The organism is Aeromonas rivipollensis, from assembly GCF_037811135.1.
Classification (GTDB): domain Bacteria; phylum Pseudomonadota; class Gammaproteobacteria; order Enterobacterales; family Aeromonadaceae; genus Aeromonas; species Aeromonas rivipollensis.
The window spans coordinates 458,348-480,915 of record NZ_CP149130.1 but is presented as its reverse complement, the minus strand read 5'-3'; the positions used below and the strand labels follow the sequence as shown (position 1 = coordinate 480,915).

Below are 22,568 nucleotides of genomic sequence, written 5' to 3'. Positions count from 1 at the left end.
CGTTCCGTCACTGGAACCTGAAGAAAAAACCTAACCCCGTCTGGCATTCAGAAAGCGCGCGGGGTTGACCTGACGACCATCTTTCAACACTTCGTAATGCAGATGGACCCCGGTCGCACGACCGGTACGCCCCATCAAGGCAATCTTCTGGCCCTCATCGACCAGGGTGCCCACATCGACCAACAACTTGGAGTTGTGGGCATAACGGGTCACCAGACCATTGCCATGGTCTATCTCCACCATGTTGCCAAATTGCGGGTGGCGGCCTGCCCAGCTGATGATCCCCTTGCCGGTCGCCAGGATGGGAGTGCCGGGCTTGCCACGAAAATCCACCCCCTTGTGCATCTTGGCGCGACCGTTGAACGGGTCAACCCGTCCACCGAAGCCGGAGGAGATCCAGACTCGCTCCTGCTTCACCGGTGAACCCGAGATGAAACCGGCATCGGTGATATGGTGATTCATGATGAAAGATTCAAGTACCGACAGCTGTTCTTCACGGCTGCTGAGCTGCTGGCTGAGGTGTTTCATGGAGGCTTGCAGCTCGCCCAGGTTCACTTCCAGCTCTTCGTCATAGGAAGGGCCACCCATGGGGGGCAGCTCCTTGAAATTGAACTCGTCGGGATCGAGGTCTGCCTTCTCGGTCAGACGCTCGCCGAGCGCGTTGAGGCGACCCAGCTGCCCCTGCATGGTGCCCACCTGGGCGGCCAGCATGGCAAGCTGTTCACGGGCTTCATCGGCCCCTTGCGTGGATTTTTGCTGTTCGGCCATGGCCAGCGCGACTTCCAGCGCCTCCATTTTCTGGTGCCAGCTCTGCCAGAGCCAACCACCACTCAGTGCCAATACAGTGAAGAGGATACCGCCGACCCAGGCCAGACGTTGTTTGGGTAAGTGCAACTTGCGGCGCTGCTTACCGTTGAGGATCAGGGTAATGCTCATAGAAATCTGTCTTCTCGGTCAGGTGAGGCCAGGAGCCAGCACGGGCAATAAAACCGGGAGATAATCGGTATTAAAGGATGGAATAAACAAATGACAGGACGTCGGTGCGGAGAGATGACCGACGTCCTGTTGCACAGCTATCAGGCCAGAACCAGACCGTTATCGTAGTAAGCGATGGGCGCTTTGTCGCCCTCACCCTCGAAGGTCACCAGTTCCCAGGCCTCCTGCTTGGCCAGCAAGGCACGCAGCAGTTTGTTGTTCAGGGCATGGCCCGTCTTGTAGGCACGGAATTCGCCGATGATGCTGCGGTTGCACATATAGAGGTCACCGATGGCATCCAGCATCTTGTGCTTGACGAACTCGTCCTCGTAACGCAGACCATCTTCGTTCAGCACCCGGTAGTCATCCAGTACCACGGCGTTTTCCAGGCTTCCGCCCAGGGCCAGGTTCTGGGAACGCAGGTACTCGATATCACGCATGAAGCCGAAGGTACGGGCACGGCTGATCTCTTTCACGAAAGAGGCACCGGAGAAGTCCAGCACGCAACGCTGGTTGCGGCCTTCAAATACCGGATGCTGGAAATCGATCTCGAGATCCATCTTGAAGCCGTTGCGATAGGGGTGGAATTCCGCCCACTTGTCGCCGTCTTCAACCCGGATGCTCTGCTTGATCCGCACGAACTGCTTGGGCGCATTCTGCTCACGTATACCCACTTCTTGCAGCAGGTAGATGAACGGGTGCGCACTGCCGTCCATCACCGGGATCTCGGGTGCGTCAACCTCGACATAGAGGTTGTCGATCCCCATCCCGGCCAGAGCGGCAGAGAGGTGTTCGATGGTTGACACGCGGACACCGACTTCGTTTACCAGAGCGGTACAAAGCACGGTATCACGCACCTGATCGGCGTTGGCTGGCAGCGCGACCACAGGATTCAGATCGGTACGCAAGTAAACGATCCCTGTGTTAACAGGCGCCGGACGGAACGTCATTGTGACTTTCCGGCCCGAATGCAGGCCCACACCAGTGGCCTGGACACTCGTTTTCAAGGTTCTTTGTCTAATCATGGGCGTATCCGCTTAACAGCTCAAATTCCTGACCAGATGGTCGTTGCCGGGCCATCTTAGCACAATCCTTAAGCAACAAACAAACCAGGTCCATGCGAGACTTAGTCAGCTTGCTTGCGCAGGAACGCAGGAATATCGAGATAATCCGGTTCGCGACGAGCTTGCGGCTCGGCGTTCACCACCTTGGCCGGGGCCTCTTCCATCACGCGAGACTGCAGGGCCTCGCTGATCAGGGGCTGACGGGCCGGACGCTCTTGTACCATGTTGTTCTTGACCAGGGTGATGTCGGGCTTGCGCTCGGCACCGATGCCGGTCGCCACCACGGTGACCCGCAGTTCGTCGTGCATTTCCGGGTCGATTACGGTACCCACCACAACAGTGGCGTTCTCGGAGGCGAAGGCCTTGACCGCGTTACCCACGGTTTCGAACTCTTCGATGGTCATGTCCATGCCGGCTGTGATGTTGACCAGGATGCCACGGGCACCGGCCAGATCCACGTCTTCCAGCAGCGGGCTGGAGATGGCCTTCTCGGCCGCTTCTTCGGCACGGTCATCACCGGAGGCGGAGCCGGTACCCATCATGGCGGTCCCCATCTCGCGCATCACGGTACGCACGTCCGCGAAGTCGACGTTGATCAGGCCCGGACGGGTGATCAGCTCGGCAATGCCCTGTACCGCACCCAGCAGTACATCGTTGGCCGCCTTGAAGGCGTCCAGCAGGGAGATGCCACGACCCAGCACCTTCAGCAACTTGTCGTTGGGGATGGTGATCAGGGAATCGACGTTCTTGGACAGCTCCTCGATACCGTGAGCGGCGAAGCCCATCCGCTTCTTCCCTTCGAAGGAGAACGGCTTGGTCACGACGGCGACGGTCAGGATACCCATCTCGCGGGCCACTTCGGCCACGATAGGTGCAGCACCGGTACCGGTACCACCACCCATGCCGGCGGCGATGAAGACCATGTCTGAACCGGTCAGCAGCTCACGCAGCGCTTCCCTGTCTTCCATGGCGGCATCACGGCCCACTTCCGGATTGGCTCCGGCTCCCAGACCCTTGGTGATGCCACCGCCGATCTGCAGAGTCGTGTTCGCACTGGAGTTGCGCAGTGCCTGGGCGTCGGTGTTGACGGTAATGAACTCAACACCCTCGATGTTTTGACGAACCATGTGCTCGACTGCGTTGCCGCCGCCGCCACCCACACCTATCACCTTGATGACGGCTTCGTCAGTGTGGCTATCCATAAATTCAAACATGTTGTCTCTCCGCTTTATTTGCCTGACTCAGCAAAATCTTTAGAACTCGCCACGCAACCAGTTGCTGACCCGTTTGACCAGCCCACCTACGCTTGCCTTGGCGGCATATTCCTTGCTACTGCCGGTGGATTGATTGGTACGGCCGTACTGCAGCAGCCCGACCGCGGTCGAGTACACAGGTGCCTGCACGTAATCGCTCAATCCCCGAATGTTCATGGGTTCGCCCACCCGGACCTGGCTCTGGAAGATCTGCTCTGCGCACTCCACAATGCCTTCGATCTGGGCCGCGCCACCGGTCAATACCACACCGGCCGCCAGCTGATGCTTGACCCCCTGTGCCTTCAATTCGCTCTGCACCCGTACCAGCTCGTCATTCACCATGGAGAGCAATTCCGTGTAACGGGGTTCAATCACTTCAGCCAGTGTCTGCCGTTGCAGGCTGCGCGCCGGGCGACCGCCGACACTGGGGACTTCAATATTGTCTTCCTTGCTGACCAGGCGGCCGAGGGCGCAACCGTAGCGCACCTTGATCGCTTCGGCGTCCAGCGGCGGTGTGCCGAAGGCGTAGGCGATGTCGCTGGTCACAGTGCTGCCGGCGTACGGGATCACCTTGGTGTGGCGCAGGGCACCGCCGGTAAACAGCGACATGTCCATGGTACCGCCACCTATGTCCACCACGCAGACACCCAGCTCCTTCTCGTCTTCGGTCAGCACGGCATAGCTGGAAGCCAGCGCCGAAAAGATCAGCTGATCCACCCGCAGACCTACCTTCTCCACACATTTCTCGATGTTGCGAGCCATGTCGTTGTGGCAGGTGATCAGGTGCACCTTGGCCGCCATCCGCACACCGGAGAGACCGACCGGATTCTTGATCCCTTCCTGATAGTCGATGGCGAACTCCTGGGGCAGCACGTGCAGCACCCGCAGTTCGTCCGACAGTCGCACCGACTTGGCGGTGTGGATGACGTTGTCCACGTCCTCCTGGGTCACCTCTTCATCGGAGATGGGCACCATGCCAGTCTCGTTGCGGCAATCGATGTGCTTGCCGGACAGCCCCAGATAGACGGAGCTTATCTGGCAGTCGGCCATCATCTCGGCCTCTTCCACCGCGCGGCGCAGGGACTTGACCACGGAGTCGAGGTCATTGACCCCGCCCTTCTCCATCCCGCGAGAAGCGTGGCTGCCCATGCCGATGACATTGAGTTCGCCATCGGGCAATACTTCGCCAACCAGTACCGCCACCTTGGTCGTGCCGATATCCAGTCCGACAATCAAATTTCTATCTGCGGTGTTGGTCATTCACTTTCTCTTCGCTTTTCTTCCAGCCAACTGCCATCCCGGTGTCGTATCGAAGATCCACGTAAGCAACCCGCTCACGGGGTTCGATGACCGGAAAGGCATCGATAAACCGCTGCAGGCGAAGCGCGATATCCGAGCGCCCCACGAACAGCTGAATGTTGCCATCCAGGGTCAGTTCCCAGGCATGGCGGGGGGTCAGATTCACCCCCAACAACTTGTATCCCTTGGCCGCCAGCAGCGTCTCGTACTGATGGCTGGCTTCCAGCACCTTGGCGGCCTGATCATCGGGCCCGGACAACTGCATCAGGGGTTTCTTCACCCTGTCCGGCGCACTGAATACCTCACCCTTGGTGTTGACGAAGCGGTTGCCGTTCCAGCGTGCCGCCACAGCCTGCTCGGTGAGGTAGACCTTGATCTTGTTCGGCCACTTCTTGCGTACCGAGACCTGGGCCACCCAGGGCAGGGCGTTCAAACGCCCCTGCAATTCGTTCACGTCCAACTCGAAGAAGTTGCGCAACTCGGCGCCATCCAGCACGGCGGCGCGCAACTCATCGGCTTTCAAATATTCGTGTTGCCCCTGCAGCAACAGCTCGCTCATGGGCAACCGACTGGCATCTGTCAGCCAGTCTTTAACATCCAGCGCAGTCTGGTAGAGCCCCCACATGACCAGGATGAAAAATGCCACCCCGGCGATGAAGCCCCCCTTGGTGCGCCCTTGTGCCCTTGCCTCCACCCGATCTATCCCCGTATAACGCGCCATGCCGGCCACTTGCAGACCGGTTCGCCATTATATAGGCCTCGGCTTGGCGGTCAAAATACTCATTGGGCCCTCAGGCACCGGATTTCATGCTATCCACGCTCAATTTCATCTCGCCGAGACGGCGGGCCAGTGCCCCGACGTTACCGGCGCCCTGGGTCAGCACCAGATCCCCCTCGCCGATCAGATCGGCCAGCACGGCCGGCACATCGTCAGGGGTTGCGACAAAGATGGGCTCCAGGGTGCCGCGAGAGCGGATGGAGCGGCACAGGGCACGGCCATCGGCACCCGGGATCGGCTCTTCACCGGCGGCATACACCTCCAGCATCACCAGCACATCCACCTTGGAGAGCACATCGGCGAAATCTTCGTAGAGATCCCGGGTCCGGCTGTAACGGTGGGGCTGGAACACCATGACCAGTCGCTTCTCGGGCCAGCCGGCGCGGGCAGCATTGATGGTCACCTTGACTTCGCTCGGGTGGTGGCCGTAGTCGTCCACCAGCATGGCCTTGCCACGCCCCGTCTCGAACTCGCCATATTGCTGGAAGCGGCGACCAACACCTTCGAACTTGGCGAGCGCCTGGATGATGGCCTCGTCGCCAATGCCGTCTTCGGTCGCCACCGCGATGGCGGCGGCGGCGTTGAGGGCGTTGTGGATGCCCGGCAGATTCAGGGTGACGGTCAGCTCGCCGGCATCCTTGCGGCGCACCAGGAAGCGGCTGCGGTTGCTGGTCTGCACGAAGTCCAGCACCTGCACGTCGGCATCCTCGGAAAGGCCGTAAGTCAGGGTCGGACGAGCGATCTCCGGCAGCATGCCACGGATCACGGGATCATCCACGCACACCACGGCCAGACCGTAGAACGGCAGGTTGTGCAGGAAGTCGATGAAGGTGGCCTTGAGCTTGGAGAAGTCGCCGCCATAGGTGTCCATGTGATCCGCTTCGATGTTGGTCACGATGGAGACCATGGGTTGCAGATGCAGGAAGGAGGCGTCGCTCTCGTCTGCCTCGGCGATCAGGTAGCGGCTGCTGCCCAGGCGGGCATTGGTGCCGGCGCTGTTGAGCAGACCGCCGATGACGAAGGTGGGGTCACGATCGGCTTCGGCATAGATGCTCGCCACCAGGCTGGTGGTGGTGGTCTTGCCATGGGTACCGGCGACGGCGACCCCGTGGCGGAAGCGCATCAGCTCGGCCAGCATCTCGGCACGGCGCACCACGGGAATGCGCAGCTCGCGGGCAGCCAGCAGCTCGGGGTTGTCCTGCTTGATGGCGGTGGAGACCACCACCACGCTCGCCTCGTTCACGTGCTCGGCACTGTGCCCCACGAAGATATGGGCCCCCAGGGACGCGAGCCGCTCTGTCACCGCATTGCGGGACAGATCGGAGCCGGAAATCTGGTAGCCCTCGTTGGCAAGCACCTCGGCGATCCCGCCCATACCGGCACCACCTATGCCGATAAAGTGGATGCGACGCACACGGCGCATTTCGGGGATCACGGTACGCAGTTTTGCCAGTTCAACCTTGGTCATAGCTCTCTCTTCAAGTCTGCCGTCAGCGGTTTGCGCTCGGCGGCATCAATAAATACGGGGACAAGACTGCACGGCCTGGCCTGTGCAATCTGGCTCAACATGCTTTCTCGCTCTGCCCGCTGGCGAGCCGTTTGCACTCATCGGCAACCCGCTCGGCGGCATCGATGATGGCGACGCGACGGGCGGCCTGGGCCATGTTCAACAGTGTCTCCCTGCGCCCGGCAAGCCAGGAGAGACGTGCGGCCAATGAGGCCGGGGTCAGCTCGGACTGGGGCAGGAACTCGGCCGCACCGCCGTCGACCAGGGTCAGGGCGTTGCGGGTCTGGTGATCATCCACCGCATGGGGCAGCGGCACAAAGATGGCGGCGACACCGGCGGCAGCCACCTCGGAGACCGTCAGGGCCCCGGCGCGGCACACCACCAGATCGGCCCAGGCGTAGGCATCGGCCATGTCCTTGATAAACTCGCTCACCTCGGCCTCGACACCCTGCCTGGCGTAGGCTTCAGCCACGACATCGCGATTGCCCTTGCCACACTGGTGACGCACCTCGATGGGCACGCCAGCCGCCGCCACTGCTGGCGGTACCTGTTCGTTGAGCACCCGGGCACCCAGGCTGCCACCGACGATCAGCAGGCGCAGCGGCTCGGCTCCGCTGCGCAGTTGGGGATCCGGCAGGGCAACCACTTCGGGGCGCACCGGATTGCCCACCACTGCGGTGCGGGCACTAGGCGCAAAGGCGCCGGGGAAAGCCATCAGCACCCGCTTGGCGAGGCGTGCCAGCAGCTTGTTGGTGAGGCCGGCCGCCGCGTTCTGCTCGTGCAGCAGCAAGGGAATACCGGACAGCCAGGCCGCCACACCGCCAGGGCCTGAGGCGAAGCCCCCCATGCCGAGCACCACATCGGGCCGTATGGTCTTGAGCACGCGGCGCGCCTGCAACACCGATTTGACGATGCGATAGGGGGCGACCAGCAGCCGCTTGATGCCGTTGCCACGCACCCCCTGAATGTCGATGAAGGAGATGGGGTAACCGTGGGCGGGCACCAGCTCGGCCTCCATCCGGTCGGCGGTACCGAGCCAATGAATGGTCCAGCCCTGGGCCTTGAGGCGATCGGCCACGGCCAGTCCGGGGAACACATGGCCCCCGGTACCACCCGCCATCACCAGTAACGTCTTGCTCACGAAACCTCCCGCACGCGCGCCTGGGCACTGGCCTGGCGCAACTCGAAATCGATACGAATCAACATGCTCACCGCCACCATCATGATGATGAGACTGGAGCCGCCGTAGCTGACCAGCGGCAGGGTCAGGCCCTTGGTCGGCATCATGCCGCTGGCGGCGCCGACGTTGACGAAGGTCTGGAAACTGAACCAGATGCCGATGCCGATGGCCAGATAGCCTTCATACAGCCGCTCGGCCACCAGCGCCTGATGACCGAGCTTGAGCGCCTTCACCGCCAGCGCAAAGATGAGGAAGAGCGCACCCAGCACGCCCACGTAGCCCAGCTCTTCGCCGAGGATCGCAAACACGAAGTCGGTGTGGGCCTCCGGCAGGTATTCCATCTTCTGGATGGAGTTGCCTAGCCCCTCACCAAACCAGCTGCCACGGCCGAACGCCATCAGGGACTGGGTCAGCTGATAGCCGCTGCCGAAGGGATCGGCCCAAGGATCCAGGAAGGAGGTGACCCGCCGCATCCGGTAGGGCTCTGCGATGATCAGGGTCACCACGGCGCTCACCCCCACCAGGATGAGACCGATGAACTGCACCATGCGGGCCCCCGCCAGGAACAGCATCCCGAGGGAGGTGACGAACATCACCACCACGGACCCCAGGTCGGGCTGGGCCAGCAGCAAGGTGGCCACCACGAACAGCACCGCCATGGGTTTCATGAAGCCGATGAAGCGCTCGCGCACCTCGCTCTGGCGGCGTACCAGGTAGCCCGCCAGATAGACGAACAGCGCCAGCTTGCCGAATTCCGCCGGCTGCAGGTTGAAGGGGCCGAGCGGCAACCAGCGCACCGAGCCGTTGACGCTGCGCCCCACCAGCAGCACCAGCACCAGCATCACTATCGCGAGCAGCAGCATGGGGCCGTTGTACTGCTGCCAGCGCGCCATGGGCACCTGCAACACGAACCAGGAGATGCCGAGCGCCATCACCAGGAAGAGACCGTGGCGCTTCACGAACATGAAGGGATCGTTGTTGATGGCGATCCCCTCCGGGATCGAGGCCGAGGCCACTATCACCAGACCCACCGACATCAGCGCCAGCGCCAGCACCACCAGCTGCCGGTCGTAGAGACCGGCGGGACGCGCCGGCAACAACCAGCGCTGCAGGAAGCCTGCGACGGTGCGAAGGGCGTTCATAGGGCCATCACCAATTCAGTGAAGCGATCGCCGCGCGCCTCGAACGACTTGAATTGATCCAGGCTGGCGCAGGCCGGCGCCAGCAGCACCCAGTCACCGGGCCTGGCATCGGCGGCGGCCTTGGCGACGGCGTCGTCGAGGGAGGAGACCTTCTCGGTCTGTTCACCCAGCGCGAGCAGTATGTCCGCGTCCTGACCGAAGCAGTACATGTGATCGATCTGGCTGCCGAGCAGTGCCTGCACAGGGCCAAAGTCCTGGCCCTTGCCCTGGCCACCGGCCAGCAGCAGCAAACGGCCCTTCACCGACTCACGCACCCCTGCCACGGCGGCCAGGGTGGCCCCCACGTTGGTGGCCTTGGAGTCGTTGATCCAGCGCACCCCGTTCACCTCCCGCACGAAACGGGCACGGTGGGGCAGGCCTTCGAAGCGGCGCAGCACGGCGAGTTGCGGTTCGCGGGGAATACCGACCGCATCGCACAGGGCCATGGCCGCCAGGGCGTTGGCCTGATTGTGGGCACCGACTATCTTCATCTCGTCCACCGCCAGCAGCGGCTCCCCGTGCAGGGTCAGCCAGTGGCGACCCGCCAGCTCGCAGCGGCCGTAGCCGTTGCAATCCAGCCCGAAGCTCTGCCACACCTGACCCACGTCGGGCAGGGTCTGGGGATCGTCCCGGTTGACCAGGATGTGCTGGGAGTGCTGATGGATCTCCATCTTGGCGGCGCGGTAATCCGCCATGCCCTGATAGCGATCCATATGATCTTCACTGAGGTTTAACACCACAGACGCAGCGGCACGCAGGCTGTAGGTGGTCTCCAGCTGGAAGCTGGAGAGCTCCAGCACGCAGAGATCCATGGGCCGCTTGAGCAGCTCCAGCGCCGGGGTACCGATGTTGCCACCTACGCCTACCTTGAGCCCCGCCTCGGCGATCATCTCGCCGACCAGGGTGGTGACTGTGCTCTTGCCGTTAGAGCCTGTGATGGCGATGACGGGGGTCTGGGTCTCGCGCACGAACAGCTCTATGTCGCCGACGATGCGTACCCCGAACTCGGCAGCGGCCTTCAGCTCGGGGGTCGCCAGGGCGATGCCCGGGCTCGCCACTATCATGTGCGCCTGCTTGAGCCGCTCCGCGTCCAGCCCGTGGATGAGTTCCACCTCGGGGGGCAGTTCATCCTTGCCAGGCGGGTTGGCGCGGGTATCCATCACCAGGGGCGTGACACCACGACCGAGGAAGTAATCGACGCAGGAGAGTCCGGTTTTGCCGAGTCCGATGATGATGACCATGGCTTACCTCACCTTCAGGGTGGCGAGGCCGAGCAGCACCAGCATGAGGGTGATGATCCAGAAGCGCACAATGACGCGCGGCTCCGGCCAGCCCTTCTTCTCATAGTGGTGATGGATGGGTGCCATGCGGAAGATGCGCACGCCGCGCAGCTTGTAGGACCCCACCTGCAGGATCACCGAGACGGTCTCCATCACGAAGACGCCCCCCATGATCACCAGCAGGAACTCCTGGCGCACCAGCACGGCTATGGTGCCGAGTGCCCCGCCGAGGGCCAGGGAACCGACGTCTCCCATGAAGACCTGGGCCGGATAGGTGTTGAACCAGAGGAAGCCAAGACCGGCACCGACGATGGCGGTACAGACGATCACCAGCTCGGAGGTATAGGGCACGTAGGGAATGTGCAGGTAGTTGGCGAAGTTCACGTTGCCGGTGGCCCAGGCGACAAAGGCGAAGCCCCCCGCCACCATCACGGTCGGCATGATGGCAAGGCCATCCAGACCGTCGGTCAGGTTGACCGCGTTGGAGGTACCGACGATGACGAAGTAGGTCAGCACTATGAACATCAGACCAAGCTGCGGCATCACATCCTTGAGGAAGGGCACCACCAGCTGGGTCTGGCCGTCATGGGTCGCGGTGGCATAGAGGAACACGGCTACGGCCAGGGCGACCGCCGACTGCCAGAAGTACTTCCAGCGGGCGATCAGACCATCGGTATTCTTGCGCACCACCTTGAGGTAGTCGTCGGCAAAGCCGATGGCGCCGTAGGCACCGAGCACGAACAGCACCAGCCAGACATAGGGGTTGTCGAGGCGGCTCCAGAGCAGCACAGAGATGAAGATGGCCGCAATGATCATCAGGCCCCCCATGGTCGGGGTGCCCTTCTTGCTGAGGTGAGACTCTGGGCCGTCGTTGCGGATCACCTGACCGAATTTCAGGATCTGCAGGCGACGGATGAGACGCGGCCCCATCCAGAGCGCCACCACCAGACCCGTGATGATCGACAGGATGGCGCGGAACGTCAGGTAGGAGAAGACGTTGAAGAAGGTGAAGTGCGGGGTGAGCAGTTCCGCCAGCCAGACTAGCATGTGGCTGACTCCTGACGGTCAACGACCATCTTGACGATATCTTCCATGCGGGAACCGCGGGCACCCTTGACCAGGATCGAGATTTCTTGATGTGTATTTATCATTTGCGCAAGCACTTCAAACAACGACGCCTTGTTATCGAAATGTCGACCCGCCGCGGCATCTGCGGTGTGACGACTCTGTTCCCCTACCGTCAGCACGGCGTCGAGGCCCTGCTCGCGGGCGTGGTGTCCGACCCGGGCGTGCTGGGCCGCGGACTCCTCACCCAACTCCTTCATGTCACCGAACACCAGCACCTTGTAGCCGCCCATGGCGGTCAGGGCATCGATGCCCGCCAGCACGGACTCCACGCTGGCGTTGTAGGTGTCATCCACCAGGGTGAGACCCCCCCAGCGTTGCACGCAGAAGCGGCCCTTGACCGGTGCCATCTGCTCCAGCCCCGCCTTGACGGACGCGAGGGAGGCGCCAAGCGCCAGACAGCCGGCGGCGGCAGCCAGGGCATTGGCCACGTTGTGGCGGCCCGGAATGGCCAGGGTCAGGGTCAACTCTCCCTGCGGGGTCACCATCACGAATTCGGCGCAGCCCTGTCCGTTGAGCGCTATGTCACGGGCATGGAAGGGCTGACTCTGGTCTTCGAGGGAGAAGGCGCACTGAATGCCGCGTTCGCGCCACTGGGGCCAGAACTCGTTGTCGGCATTGACGATGGCGGTGCCACCCTCGCCCAGGCCCTGGAAGATCTCGCTCTTGGCGTGGAACACCCCTTCCAGGGAGCCGAAGCCTTCCAGATGGGCGGCGGCCACGTTGTTGATAATGGCGGCATCGGGCCGGGCCAGGGAGGTGGTCCAGGCGATCTCCCCCGGGTGGTTGGCACCCAGCTCCATCACCGCAAACTGGTGCTGCGCCTCGAGACGCAGCAGGGTGAGCGGCACCCCCACTTCATTGTTGAAGTTGCCGGCGGTGGCCAGCACCTCCCCTTCGTGGCGCAGGATGGCGGTCGCCATCTCCTTCACCGTGGTCTTGCCACAGCTGCCGGTGATGGCCAGCACTTTCGGGTTGATGCGCTCGCGCACCAGCTTGCCGAGGCGACCCAGTCCCTTGAGGGTATCGGCCACCACCAGTTGCGGTATGGCCAGGGGCAGCTCGCGCTCCACCAGCAGGGCACAGGCCCCGGCGGACAGGGCCTGGTCGCAGAAATCGTGGGCGTCGAAACGCTCGCCACGCAGCGCGACGAACAGCGCCCCCTTGCCCAGGGTGCGGGTGTCGGTACTGACTGCCGTGATCTCGAGATCGCCGCCGATCAGACGGGCATCGAGCACCTGCGCCAGGTCGGCAAGCCTGAGGGTCATCATCTGAATGACTCCATTAATGTGTGCAAGGCGGCCGCGACGGTTTCCCGGTCGCTGTAGTGCCGCTTGTCGGTTCCAATGATCTGATAATCCTCGTGGCCCTTACCGGCCACCAGGATGATGTCCTGCTTGCTCGCCTGACTGAGGGCCAGCCGGATCGCCTTGACCCTGTCGTGTTCGATCTGCACGGCAGCAGGATCGCGAAGGCCCGCCACCATGTCCGCCATGATCTGCTCCGGCGCCTCGGTACGGGGATTGTCGTCGGTCAGGATCACGCGATCCGCATGTTGCTCCGCCATGGCGGCCATCATGGGCCGCTTGCCGCGATCCCGGTCGCCACCACAGCCCACCAGGCACCAGAGCCGCCCTTCGCAGTGCACCCGCAGGGCCTGCAATGCCTTCTCCAGCGCATCCGGGGTATGGGCATAATCGACCACCGCCAGCGGCGCCTTGCCACCGCCGAAGCACTCCATGCGACCGGTCACGGGTTGCAGTTTCGGGGCACTGGCCAGCAGTGCATCGAAGTCATAACCCAGTACCAGCATGGCGCCCATGGCGGCCAGCACATTGCTGACGTTGAAGCGCCCCAGCAAGGGGGCGGATAATACACCATTCCCCCAGCTGGAGTTAATGCGCGTGTCAAATCCTTGTTGGTGGAAGTGGGGATCCTGCGCCGTCAACTGTCGCCCGACATGGTTTTCAATCGGACCATGCACGCTGAAGGCCACCGCGCCGGGGTAGGCTGCCAGCCACTGGCGCCCCAGACGGTCGTCGGCATTGATGACGGCGCAAGGCTCGTCCACCAGTTTCAGCAACTCTTCCTTGGCGGCGCCATAGGCCTCCATGGTGCCGTGATAGTCGAGGTGATCCCGGCTCAGGTTGGTGAACACGGCAGCGGAAAACGGCAGGGCCGCCACCCTGTGCTGCACCAGACCGTGGCTGGAGACCTCCATCGCCACCAGATCGGCCCCCTGCTGTTGCAGGGCGGAAAGATTGGCCTGCACCTGGACGGCGCTGCCGGTGGTGTTTTCCGCTTCCACCAGTTCACCGAACAGGCCGTTGCCTATGGTGCCCATCACCCCGGCCTTGCCTCCCAGCAGGGTGCGCCAGTTGGCGACCAGCAGGGCAGTGGTGCTCTTGCCGTTGGTGCCGGTGATGCCCACCAGTTGCAGCTTCTGTGCCGGATAGTCATAGAAATGGCCGGCCAGTTCGGAGAGACGAGCGGGCAGATCCTTGATCCCGAAACAGGGGATCGAGGTGACGGGGGCCACGAATTCCCCATCCTCCTCAAACAGGACGGCGGTCGCTCCCTGAGCCACCGCCTGTTCGATGAAACGCCTGCCATCCATCTGGTGGCCCCGGATTGCCACGAAGAGAGAACCGGGCCCGACTCGCCGGCTGTCGAGCTGGATATCGGTGAGCGCGAGCGCCGGAGCATGGATGCCAAAATGGCTCATGAGTTGATTAAGTGTGCGGGGCGGCAACATGGGAAGCCTCCGAATGGGCAGGAATGCAGGCGCTCAGGGAATGGGGCGCCATGGAAAACACCCCGACAGTCGCGGGGTCGACAGAGAGAAACGGATGCCAATCAGGTACGAGGTGCGCCATGGGCGGCCTCCGTACGGGCAAGCTTCGCCGGCACCTCGGGGGGGATGGCGTCGGGACGAATGTTGAAGAGCTGCAGCACGCCCCCCATGGCCTCGGCGAAGGGCGGGGTCGCCACGGCACCGCCGTAATAGGCATCGCCCTTGGGCTCGTTGATCACCACCACCATGACGAAGCGGGGGTTGCTGGCCGGGGCGAAACCGGCAAACCAGGCCATGTAATCCTTGCCGTAGCCACCGGCGACGGCGACCTTGGCGGTACCACTCTTGCCGCCGACCCGATAACCCGGGATCTGCGCCTTGGGAATGGCATTGCTGACCACGTACTCCAGCGCCTGCAGCATGGCGGTGGCGTTGTTGTGGTCGATGACCTGCTCACCCTTGGGCGGCTCGGTCACCTTGATGATGGAGAGCGGCACCCGCTTGCCCTTGTTGGCCAGGGTCGCGTAGGCGGAAGCCAGCTGCAGCGGGGTGACCCGCAGGCCATAGCCGAACGAGAGGGTCGCCCGCTCGATGTCGGACCAGCGACGGCGCTGGGGCAGCATGCCGCCGCTCTCCCCCATCAGACCACTGCCGGTGTCCATGCCGAAGCCGACCATGCTGAGGGTGTTGATCATCTCCTGGGCCGGCATCCGCAGCGCGATGCGCGACATGCCGATGTTGGAGGAGTAGCGCAGTATGTCGTACAGGTTGGTCGCCTTGTGAATGCTCACGTCGCGGATCTGCTTGGCCCCGATGAACAGGGGACCACCGGGGATGGTGTCCTTCCAGCTGGTGACGCCTGCCTGCAGGGCGCTCAACAGGATCAAAGGCTTGACGGTCGAACCCGGCTCGTAGGTGTCCGTCACCACCCGGTTGCGCACCCGGAAGCTCTGGTACTGGCCACGGTTGTTCGGGTTGTAGGAGGGGGTATTGACCATGGCGAGCACTTCGCCCGTCTTCACGTCCAGCATCACCATGGAGCCGGAGGTGGCCTTGTTCTCGTCGGTGGCGCGCTTGAGGGCGCGATATGCCAGCGCCTGCACCCGCTGATCGATGCTCAGCTGCAGATCGTTGGCGTGCTTGCCCTCCTTGACCAGCCCGAGCCGCTCGATGACCCGGCCCTGCCTGTCCTTGCGTACCCGCATCTCGCCCGGGGTCGCGGTCAGCCATTCGTTGTAGCTGCGCTCTATCCCCTCGATGCCGCTGCCGTCGATGTTGGTCACCCCCACCAGGTGGGCGCTGATCTCGCCGGTCGGGTAGAAACGGCGCGCCTCGGGGCGCAGGTAGATGCCCCCCAGCTTCAAGCCCTTGATGTATTCCGCCACGGCAGGGGTTACCTGACGCTGGAGATAGACGAAGCGCTTGCTGGGGTTGGAGATGCGGTGCTTGAGGGTGTTGATGTCGAGCTTGAGCACGGCGGAGAGCGCCAGCCAGGCGCGCTCGTTGTGGATGGCACCGGACTCGTGCACCGTCTTGGGATCGGCCCAGACCGCCTCGACCGGCACAGAGACCGCCAGCTGTTCGCCGTTGCGGTCGGTGATCATGCCGCGCACAGCCTGGGTGGAGGTGGTGCGCAGGGAGCGCATGTCCCCCTCCTGGCGCAGCCTGTCCGGATCAATCACCTGGATCCAGGCCAGCCGCAGGATCAGGCCGGCAAACGCAATCCCGATGAAAAACACCAGGGTGCGAAAGCGCCACGGGTAGAGTGACGGAGCTTTAGCCTTGGCTTTGTCCTTTGCAGGAGCCTTGGTGGCGGCCTTGCGTGTCATGGTTGTGTAATTACCTTCTCGGTGGTCACCAACGGGCGAGCCATCTGCAATTTATCCATGGCCAGACTCGCGACACGGGAGTGTTCGGCCAGGGTGCCCTGCTCCAGCAGCAGGTGCCGCCACTCGATGTTGAGCCTGTCCTCTTCCGCCATCAGGTCATTCTGCTTGGCCGTCAGCCCCCGGGTCATGTTGGTCACCAGGATCACCGCAAAGGCGGTGATCAGCACGGCCAGGGTCAGCACGACCTGCAACTTGTGGCGCCAGAGATCACCGATGATCTCCCTGGACAGATGAATGCGTACCTCGCTCATGACTCAATCCGCCAGGCGCTGGGCGACTCGCAGCACCGAGCTGCGGGATCGGCTATTTTCGGTGACTTCATGTTCGGAAGGTTTGAGCGCCTTGCCGACCGACTTCAACTTGCGGCCACCGGCCAGTTGCGCCTCGGTCAACGGGATGCCATGGGGCACTTCCGGCCCCTTCTCGTGCTTGCGGATGAAGTGCTTGACCAGACGGTCTTCCAGGGAGTGGAAACTGATGACGGAGAGGCGGCCATCGGTCGCCAGCGCCTGCAGGGCACCGTTCAGCGCTGTTTCGATCTCGTCCAGCTCGCTGTTGATATAGATGCGGATGGCCTGGAAGCTGCGGGTCGCCGCATGCTTGCCCTTCTCCTTGCTCGGGTTGACCCGGGCAATCATCTCCGCCAGCTGGCGGGTGCGCACATAGGGTTCGGTGACGCGGTCATGGACGATGGCACGGGCAATCTTCTTGGCGAAACGCTCCTCGCCGAAGGTTTTCAGCACCCAGGCGATGTCATCCACATCGGCCTTGGCCAGCCACTGCGCAGCGCTCTGACCCGTGGTCGGGTCCATCCGCATGTCGAGGGGGCCGTCTTTCATGAAGCTGAAGCCGCGCTCGGCGTCATCGAGCTGGGGAGAAGAGACCCCCAGATCCAGCAGGAAGCCGTCGACCTTGCCCAGCAGACCGCGATCGCTCAGGTAAGTGGTGATGCCGGAGAAGGGACCGTGCACTATCTCGAAACGGGGATCCTGGATCTTGGCCGCCTCGGCTATGGCCTGGGGATCCCGGTCTATGGCGATCAACCGGCCGTTGGGACCCAGTTGCTGGAGAATGAGACGAGAGTGACCACCCCGGCCAAAGGTACCGTCGACGTAGATACCGTCCGGCTTGATGGCCAGCCCTTCGACGGCTTCGTGCAACAGCACTGTGATGTGTTCAGCGGCTTGGGTCATTTATAAAGAAAAATCCTGTAGTCGTGGTGAACTTGCCCAGTCGTCCTCGGGCAGGCCCAGGATGTCGGCATTGATCTGTTGTTGCCAGCGGGCTTCATCCCACAACTCAAACTTGTTGAGCTGGCCCACCAGCATGATCTTCTTGTCCAGCCCGGCGTGGCTACGCAGTGGCTGGCTCAGCAGCAGACGGCCATTGCCGTCCAGTTCGCACTCGGTTGCATGTCCGAGCAGCATGCGCTGCAGGCGGCGTTCCGCCGGATTGGTACTGGAAAGGGTCTTGAGCTTGCGCTCTATCTCTTCCCATTCACTCAGGGGGTAAAGCAGCAGACAGGGGTGGGCTATGTCGATGGTACAGACCAGCTGGCCGTCGCGCTCGGAGCGCAGCCAATCTCGATATTTGGTCGGAATCGCCAGCCGCCCTTTGCTGTCCAGGCTGATGGCGTGAGCGCCACGCAACAAATTGCAGTCCCCGAAGGTGAGTTATGGAGGCAAATTGCCCAATAAAACCACTTTGATCCACTTTTCTCCACCATGAAGTTTAAGGACGAGCAGGGGGCTTTTCAAGCAAGGATCTCGGGCATGGGGAACATATTGACGCAGCGCGGGGAGGCTACAGATTAAATGAGTTGATTTTCCACGAGTTATTCATGATCGAATTAAATTTATCCAATCACCTGGGGGCCATAAATAATCGGTTTCAGGGTGAAATGATGAAACGAAACAGCACGACGGCACACAGAATAATGCTCACTCCCACCACGGGGTAGATGATATAGCCATCTCCTGCCCGCCGGGCACGCAGCACCACCAGCTGGCAGAGCAGCAGGTTATAGAGGATCAGAAGAAAAGTCAGCAGGAGGTTGGAACCAAATGTCAGCTCATCGGCATACATGACATAGAGCCACATCAAACCAAAATTAACGAGGATCAGATAAAGCAGAAATTTCTGAATCGCCCTGCCCGCCTTTGGGGTCTTTTTTACTCGTGTTATCATGCTTATCACGTCCTGGATACCACATGAACAGTCGACAGATATTGTCAAAAACTGTTGAGATACATCGTGTTTTTATCATTTACCCGCCAGGCGATGCCCTTTTTTGTCAAATTGTCACTTCGCCTTCTCACCGGCTTGTCTCTGCTGATCAGTGCCAATGGCCATGCCTACGATAAGTATCATTGGCAGGCGGGCTTTCCTACCCCCATCGGCGGCACGGGTGCCGAACTGGTCACTCAACAGACCCGGTTTCTGCTGCAGCAACGCAACCACCTGCAAACCAGAATCACCCAGTCACAACCCATGATCCGTTGGGTGGAGCAACAGGTCAGCGCACGCAAGCTCCCTGCCATGCTGACCTTCCTGCCCCTGATCGAGAGCAGCTATCGGCTGGACGTGGTTTCCTCTGCCGGTGCCGCCGGCCCCTGGCAACTGATGCCTGATACGGCAGCCCGCTTCTCCGTCCCCATGACGGCCAGCTTCGATGGCCGTTATTCCCTACCCCTGGCAACGGAGGCCGCGCTCTCCTATCTCGGATGGTTGTATCAGTTCTTCGGGCAGGACTGGCTGTTGGCCCTGGCGGCCTACAACGCGGGAGAAGGGCGGGTGCTCAAGGCAGTGCTCAAGGCCGGGACGCGCAATCTGTGGGAACTTCAGCTACCGACCGAGACGCGCCTCTATGTGGCACGTTTCATCGCCCTCTCCCAGTTGCTGGACAGGGCGGCGTACCATCAGTTTCTACTGCCATCCTGGCAGGAGGGAGAGAGTATTAGGGTGTGGCGGCAGCCGGGTGACTGCTCCTTGCTGAGCTGGGCCATGGCCAGGGGAGTGTCCATGAACGAGGCCAGCCGGTGGAATCCGGCCTGGCGCTTGCCCGAGGCTCAGGGGGTGAGCGACTGCCCCATCGTCTATGGGCAGGGCAAGGCGCCCACTGACAGCCGACCGAATGAGCAGCCAATGATGGCGCGCGCCGTATCGCTGGAGAGCCTGCATGACCCCCTGCTGTTGCAGCCGGCAAGGGGGCTGGACATGGGACGGGGGGGGATCAGTCTTGAACGGTTGCCGGATCCGCTGGGATTGGAGCAGACGCGCCCTCTGCTGGCGCCATGAAGCAGTGACGCCAGTGGCTGAGCACGGGGGCGAGATCGACGGACTCGGGATCGGCCCAGCGCGCACCGTAGAAACTGAGGTACTGGCCTATCACCCGGCGGTGGGTGATCCGGCACTCCAGCACTATCTGCGGTGACAATGACAGGCTGACGGTGTCGGGCAGCACGAAGCGGGCAGGGGCCAGGAAGCCGACGCCACCCGGCCCTATGTCCTTGATCACCGCCCGACCTATTCGCTTGTCAAACAGCAGGCCAGACACCATGAGCCGGGCCGCAATGCCGCAGCTCTGGGACTCCAGCGGCGTGCTGCCATCGTGCAGATACCAGCGGGGCACCTTGCGCCTGGGATCGTTGAACGGGGTCACTTCCGGCAATTCGAGATCAGGGGTTCCCATGGGCAATGGCATCCTTGGCTTGCTGGGTGGCGGCTTGGGTTTGAGCACTGAACAGCTGCTCCAGGCTCTTCTCCGCCTGAGTCGTCATCACCAGCAGTTCGATGCGACGGTTCTGGCTGCCTCTGGGGTCGGCTGTGTTGTCCAGCATGGTGTCCGACATGGCGACCACCTGCCCCACCCGCTCGGGGGGCATGCCGCCGGCGAGCAGGACCCGTCTCGCCATCATGGCGCGATCGGAGGAGAGCTCCCAGTTGCTGTAGTTGTCACCGGCAAAGGGTGTGCTGTCGGTGTGACCGGAGATCATGACCCTGTTCTCCACGCGCTGGAATATAGGGGCAAGCGCCATCAGCAGATGGCGGAAGTAGGGGCTGATGCGGGCACTGCCGCGGCTGTACATCTCCCGCTCGTCATCATCGCGGATCAGGATGCGAAGCCCCTGGGGCACCAGTTGCAGCTCCAGGTTGTTTCTGGCCTGCATCTGATCCGCCATGGATCCGATGAAACCGGCCAGCTGCTTCATCTGCATCTCCCCCTCTATCTTGCCCACCAGCAGGTTCTCGTAACCTCCCTGTGCGCCGTCGGTGAAGATGCTGCGATTGCGCTCCATGTGTCTGGGCATGCGCTGCCCCTCTTCCACAAACTGCGGGCTCAACTCCTCCAGCACCGAGGGATTGCCGCCAAGATCCACCGGATAGGGGCTGTTGCGGATATCGAAGGGGTTTGCCTCGCTGTCCATGATGCTGTAGTCACGCAGGCGGCTGGCAACCACCTCGCGCTCCTCCTGGCTGGAGACGGCCAGGATCCAGAGCACCATGAAGAAAGCCATCATCGCCAGGGTGAAATCGGCAAAGGCGACCTTCCATGCCCCGCCCCCCTTTGGGCCACTGCTGCGCCGCTGCTGGCGCTTGATGATGATCTGCTCGTGATTGCGCATTACATGGCCCTGTTGGTCACCCAGTCTTCCAGTTCAAGGAAGCTGGGTTTCACATCGGGCTCCAGCATCTTGCGGCCGGAATCGACCGAGAGCAGCGGCGTCTTGCCGCGCAGCTGGGCGATCAGGATCGACTTGATGCACATCAACATGCCGATGCGACGCTTGACCATCTCCTCCATGGCATTGCTGATGGGCTCCAGCAGGCAGTAGCAGAGGAAGATGCCGATGAAGGTGCCCACCAGGGCCGCAGCCACATGCACCCCAATGTTGCTGAGGGGGCCGTCGAGCTGCTGCATGGTGATGATGATCCCCATCACGGCCGCGAGGATCCCGAAACCGGGGCAGGCCTCACCGGTCTTGTGCAGGGCGTGGGACGGCTTGAGCATGTCCTCTTCGATGGCCATGATCTCCTGCTCCAGTATGGTGTCGAGCTCATGGGGGGTGATCTTGCCCATGCCCAGCAGGCGCAGGTTGTCGATGATGAAGCCGAGCAGTTGCGGATCTTCCGACACCTGGGGATACATCAGGAAGACGGAGCTCTGCTGCGGGTTCTCGACGTGCTCGTCCAGCGCCTTCATCCCCTTGTTGCGGGTCTCCTCCAGCAGTTGATGCATCAGGGTCAGCAGCTCGCGGTAGATCTCCTTCTCATCCTTGTTGGACTTGAAGCAAAGCTTCACCTGGCGCCACATCTCATGCATCACCTCCTTGGAGTTGCCCAGGAACATGGAGCCGGCGGCGGCACCTATGATGATGATGAGCTCGGCGGGCTGCCACAGGGCGATGGGCCGTCCCCCGGCCATCATGAAGCCGCCAAGCACACAAATGAAAATGACACCAAGACCGATCTGTTTTTGCATGGATGCTCCCGCAGAATTCAAGAAGACTCCCCCACAGGGAGAGGCATTAATATATGGAGTCGACCAAACGCTGCTTGAGCTGAAGGACGCACTGCTTGTGCAACTGGCACACCCGCGATTCGGTCAGACCGAGTACCAGCGCTATCTCCTTCATGTTCAGCTCCTGCTGGTAATAGAGGGAGAGCAGCAGTTGCTCCCGCTTGTCCAGGGAGCCGAGCACCTTGCTGAGGGTCATGGCCAGGTCCACGTCGTCGGACTCCGAGGCCGGTGCCCTGCCGCCGTTCTCCAGCCACTCCTCCAGACTCTGCAAGGCTTCGGCCTGGCCGGCATAGGCCAGCTGACGCACCTCCTCCACTGAGCAGCCCAGCGCCAGCGCCATCTCCTGTTCGGTCGGGTTGCGACCCAGCCGGTTGAACAGCTCCCGCTGCACCTGGTTGTGTCCATGTACCTGCTGGCGCAGCTGACGGGGGCGCCAGTCCAGCCGGCGCAGCTCGTCCAGCATGGCACCACGGACTCGCTTGAACGCATAACTCTCGAACTGGGCATCCGGCTCGCTGCCATAACGGCGCCAGGCCTCCAGCAAGCCCATCATGCCCACCTGCTCCATGTCCTCCTGATCGAAACAGGCGCTGACCTGGCTGCGCAGGTGAGTGGCCGCCCGCTTCACCAGCGGCAGATAACGGGTCAGGATAGCCTGCTCGCCGGTACGGGGGGGCGAGGGGGTCAGGTCGCAGGGAGTGTCCCAGCCAGCGTCCATCATG

Annotated in this window: 22 protein-coding genes; 1 reads left to right on the top strand and 21 read right to left on the bottom strand. The window is 62.2% G+C overall.

Annotated features, from left to right (window positions below; translation table 11 throughout):
- Nucleotides 1-30 precede the first annotated feature (30 nt).
- The 17 genes from WIR04_RS02280 to WIR04_RS02200 all read right to left on the bottom strand — a co-directional run bounded on the left by WIR04_RS02280 (nucleotide 31) and on the right by WIR04_RS02200 (nucleotide 18,512).
- A complete protein-coding gene (locus WIR04_RS02280) occupies nucleotides 31-936 on the bottom strand; it encodes a M23 family metallopeptidase (protein WP_025328452.1) in 906 nt (301 codons plus the stop codon).
- 140 nt (nucleotides 937-1,076) lie between these two features.
- Complete coding sequence (gene lpxC / locus WIR04_RS02275; protein WP_338890135.1) at nucleotides 1,077-2,000, bottom strand: UDP-3-O-acyl-N-acetylglucosamine deacetylase; 924 nt, start codon at nucleotides 1,998-2,000, stop codon at nucleotides 1,077-1,079.
- 101 nt (nucleotides 2,001-2,101) lie between these two features.
- Nucleotides 2,102-3,253, bottom strand: coding sequence for a cell division protein FtsZ (ftsZ, locus tag WIR04_RS02270; RefSeq protein WP_005305686.1), 1,152 nt, complete (start codon nucleotides 3,251-3,253; stop codon nucleotides 2,102-2,104).
- Between the two features lie 39 nt (nucleotides 3,254-3,292).
- Entirely contained in the window at nucleotides 3,293-4,552 is a 1,260-nt protein-coding gene (ftsA, locus tag WIR04_RS02265; protein WP_025328454.1) for a cell division protein FtsA, read from the bottom strand.
- Nucleotides 4,533-5,285, bottom strand: coding sequence for a cell division protein FtsQ/DivIB (locus tag WIR04_RS02260; RefSeq protein ID WP_025328455.1), 753 nt, complete (start codon nucleotides 5,283-5,285; stop codon nucleotides 4,533-4,535). The genes ftsA and WIR04_RS02260 overlap by 20 nt, the downstream gene beginning before the upstream one ends.
- Nucleotides 5,286-5,382: 97 nt before the next feature.
- Nucleotides 5,383-6,837, bottom strand: a complete 1,455-nt coding sequence (gene murC, locus WIR04_RS02255; protein ID WP_338890131.1) for a UDP-N-acetylmuramate--L-alanine ligase — start codon at nucleotides 6,835-6,837, stop codon at nucleotides 5,383-5,385.
- A gap of 94 nt (nucleotides 6,838-6,931) precedes the next feature.
- Complete coding sequence (gene murG, locus WIR04_RS02250; RefSeq protein ID WP_338890129.1) at nucleotides 6,932-8,017, bottom strand: undecaprenyldiphospho-muramoylpentapeptide beta-N-acetylglucosaminyltransferase; 1,086 nt, start codon at nucleotides 8,015-8,017, stop codon at nucleotides 6,932-6,934.
- The gene (gene ftsW, locus WIR04_RS02245) at nucleotides 8,014-9,198 is read right to left on the bottom strand and encodes a cell division protein FtsW (RefSeq protein ID WP_025328458.1); all 1,185 of its coding nucleotides are present in this window, start codon (nucleotides 9,196-9,198) and stop codon (nucleotides 8,014-8,016) included. The genes murG and ftsW overlap by 4 nt, the downstream gene beginning before the upstream one ends.
- Complete coding sequence (gene murD / locus WIR04_RS02240) at nucleotides 9,195-10,478, bottom strand: UDP-N-acetylmuramoyl-L-alanine--D-glutamate ligase (protein ID WP_025328459.1); 1,284 nt, start codon at nucleotides 10,476-10,478, stop codon at nucleotides 9,195-9,197. The genes ftsW and murD overlap by 4 nt, the downstream gene beginning before the upstream one ends.
- 3 nt (nucleotides 10,479-10,481) lie before the next feature.
- Entirely contained in the window at nucleotides 10,482-11,564 is a 1,083-nt protein-coding gene (gene mraY / locus WIR04_RS02235; protein ID WP_005332102.1) for a phospho-N-acetylmuramoyl-pentapeptide-transferase, read from the bottom strand.
- A complete protein-coding gene (locus WIR04_RS02230) occupies nucleotides 11,558-12,913 on the bottom strand; it encodes a UDP-N-acetylmuramoyl-tripeptide--D-alanyl-D-alanine ligase (protein WP_338890125.1) in 1,356 nt (451 codons plus the stop codon). Before WIR04_RS02230 ends, mraY begins: the two co-directional genes overlap by 7 nt.
- Nucleotides 12,910-14,367 (bottom strand): UDP-N-acetylmuramoyl-L-alanyl-D-glutamate--2,6-diaminopimelate ligase, encoded by a 1,458-nt coding sequence (gene murE / locus WIR04_RS02225; RefSeq protein WP_025328461.1) that lies wholly within the window; start codon nucleotides 14,365-14,367, stop codon nucleotides 12,910-12,912. Before murE ends, WIR04_RS02230 begins: the two co-directional genes overlap by 4 nt.
- A 131-nt stretch (nucleotides 14,368-14,498) precedes the next feature.
- A complete protein-coding gene (locus WIR04_RS02220) occupies nucleotides 14,499-16,265 on the bottom strand; it encodes a penicillin-binding transpeptidase domain-containing protein (protein WP_025328462.1) in 1,767 nt (588 codons plus the stop codon).
- Nucleotides 16,262-16,576, bottom strand: coding sequence for a cell division protein FtsL (ftsL, locus tag WIR04_RS02215; protein ID WP_025328463.1), 315 nt, complete (start codon nucleotides 16,574-16,576; stop codon nucleotides 16,262-16,264). The genes WIR04_RS02220 and ftsL overlap by 4 nt, the downstream gene beginning before the upstream one ends.
- Before the next feature lie 3 nt (nucleotides 16,577-16,579).
- Complete coding sequence (rsmH, locus tag WIR04_RS02210; RefSeq protein ID WP_025328464.1) at nucleotides 16,580-17,518, bottom strand: 16S rRNA (cytosine(1402)-N(4))-methyltransferase RsmH; 939 nt, start codon at nucleotides 17,516-17,518, stop codon at nucleotides 16,580-16,582.
- Nucleotides 17,519-17,977 (bottom strand): division/cell wall cluster transcriptional repressor MraZ, encoded by a 459-nt coding sequence (gene mraZ / locus WIR04_RS02205; RefSeq protein ID WP_338890121.1) that lies wholly within the window; start codon nucleotides 17,975-17,977, stop codon nucleotides 17,519-17,521.
- Nucleotides 17,978-18,215: 238 nt separating this feature from the next.
- Entirely contained in the window at nucleotides 18,216-18,512 is a 297-nt protein-coding gene (locus WIR04_RS02200; RefSeq protein ID WP_025328465.1) for a hypothetical protein, read from the bottom strand.
- 255 nt (nucleotides 18,513-18,767) lie between these two features.
- Between WIR04_RS02200 and WIR04_RS02195 the strand changes: the two genes are divergently transcribed.
- Nucleotides 18,768-19,622, top strand: a complete 855-nt coding sequence (locus WIR04_RS02195) for a lytic transglycosylase domain-containing protein (RefSeq protein WP_338892429.1) — start codon at nucleotides 18,768-18,770, stop codon at nucleotides 19,620-19,622.
- Here the strand turns inward: WIR04_RS02195 and WIR04_RS02190 are convergent.
- From WIR04_RS02190 to lafS, 4 genes are read right to left on the bottom strand one after another with little or no spacing between them, the layout of a single operon-like run.
- Complete coding sequence (locus tag WIR04_RS02190; protein WP_163155622.1) at nucleotides 19,558-20,016, bottom strand: hypothetical protein; 459 nt, start codon at nucleotides 20,014-20,016, stop codon at nucleotides 19,558-19,560. The genes WIR04_RS02195 and WIR04_RS02190 overlap by 65 nt on opposite strands.
- The gene (gene lafU / locus WIR04_RS02185; RefSeq protein ID WP_139438982.1) at nucleotides 20,003-20,950 is read right to left on the bottom strand and encodes a lateral flagellar motor protein LafU; all 948 of its coding nucleotides are present in this window, start codon (nucleotides 20,948-20,950) and stop codon (nucleotides 20,003-20,005) included. The genes WIR04_RS02190 and lafU overlap by 14 nt, the downstream gene beginning before the upstream one ends.
- Nucleotides 20,950-21,807 carry a lateral flagellar motor stator protein LafT gene (gene lafT, locus WIR04_RS02180; protein ID WP_042653233.1) on the bottom strand — a complete coding sequence of 286 codons (858 nt, stop codon included), beginning with the start codon at nucleotides 21,805-21,807 and terminating at the stop codon, nucleotides 20,950-20,952. The genes lafU and lafT overlap by 1 nt, the downstream gene beginning before the upstream one ends.
- 46 nt (nucleotides 21,808-21,853) lie before the next feature.
- Complete coding sequence (gene lafS / locus WIR04_RS02175; protein ID WP_338890112.1) at nucleotides 21,854-22,567, bottom strand: lateral flagellar system RNA polymerase sigma factor LafS; 714 nt, start codon at nucleotides 22,565-22,567, stop codon at nucleotides 21,854-21,856.
- Between the last annotated feature and the right edge of the window lies 1 nt (nucleotide 22,568).

Coding starts and splice junctions, on each gene's coding strand:
- murD (WP_025328459.1), bottom strand. CDS start 10,478: ATGGTCATCATCATCGGACTCGGCAAAACCGGACTCTCCTGCGTCGAT.
- ftsW (WP_025328458.1), bottom strand. CDS start 9,198: ATGAACGCCCTTCGCACCGTCGCAGGCTTCCTGCAGCGCTGGTTGTTG.
- mraY (WP_005332102.1), bottom strand. CDS start 11,564: ATGCTAGTCTGGCTGGCGGAACTGCTCACCCCGCACTTCACCTTCTTC.
- WIR04_RS02230 (WP_338890125.1), bottom strand. CDS start 12,913: ATGATGACCCTCAGGCTTGCCGACCTGGCGCAGGTGCTCGATGCCCGT.
- lafS (WP_338890112.1), bottom strand. CDS start 22,567: ATGATGGACGCTGGCTGGGACACTCCCTGCGACCTGACCCCCTCGCCC.
- WIR04_RS02280 (WP_025328452.1), bottom strand. CDS start 936: ATGAGCATTACCCTGATCCTCAACGGTAAGCAGCGCCGCAAGTTGCAC.
- lafT (WP_042653233.1), bottom strand. CDS start 21,807: ATGCAAAAACAGATCGGTCTTGGTGTCATTTTCATTTGTGTGCTTGGC.
- WIR04_RS02200 (WP_025328465.1), bottom strand. CDS start 18,512: ATGATAACACGAGTAAAAAAGACCCCAAAGGCGGGCAGGGCGATTCAG.
- lpxC (WP_338890135.1), bottom strand. CDS start 2,000: ATGATTAGACAAAGAACCTTGAAAACGAGTGTCCAGGCCACTGGTGTG.
- ftsZ (WP_005305686.1), bottom strand. CDS start 3,253: ATGTTTGAATTTATGGATAGCCACACTGACGAAGCCGTCATCAAGGTG.
- WIR04_RS02220 (WP_025328462.1), bottom strand. CDS start 16,265: ATGACACGCAAGGCCGCCACCAAGGCTCCTGCAAAGGACAAAGCCAAG.
- murE (WP_025328461.1), bottom strand. CDS start 14,367: ATGAGCCATTTTGGCATCCATGCTCCGGCGCTCGCGCTCACCGATATC.
- WIR04_RS02190 (WP_163155622.1), bottom strand. CDS start 20,016: ATGGGAACCCCTGATCTCGAATTGCCGGAAGTGACCCCGTTCAACGAT.
- murC (WP_338890131.1), bottom strand. CDS start 6,837: ATGACCAAGGTTGAACTGGCAAAACTGCGTACCGTGATCCCCGAAATG.
- ftsL (WP_025328463.1), bottom strand. CDS start 16,576: ATGAGCGAGGTACGCATTCATCTGTCCAGGGAGATCATCGGTGATCTC.
- rsmH (WP_025328464.1), bottom strand. CDS start 17,518: ATGACCCAAGCCGCTGAACACATCACAGTGCTGTTGCACGAAGCCGTC.
- lafU (WP_139438982.1), bottom strand. CDS start 20,950: ATGCGCAATCACGAGCAGATCATCATCAAGCGCCAGCAGCGGCGCAGC.
- ftsA (WP_025328454.1), bottom strand. CDS start 4,552: ATGACCAACACCGCAGATAGAAATTTGATTGTCGGACTGGATATCGGC.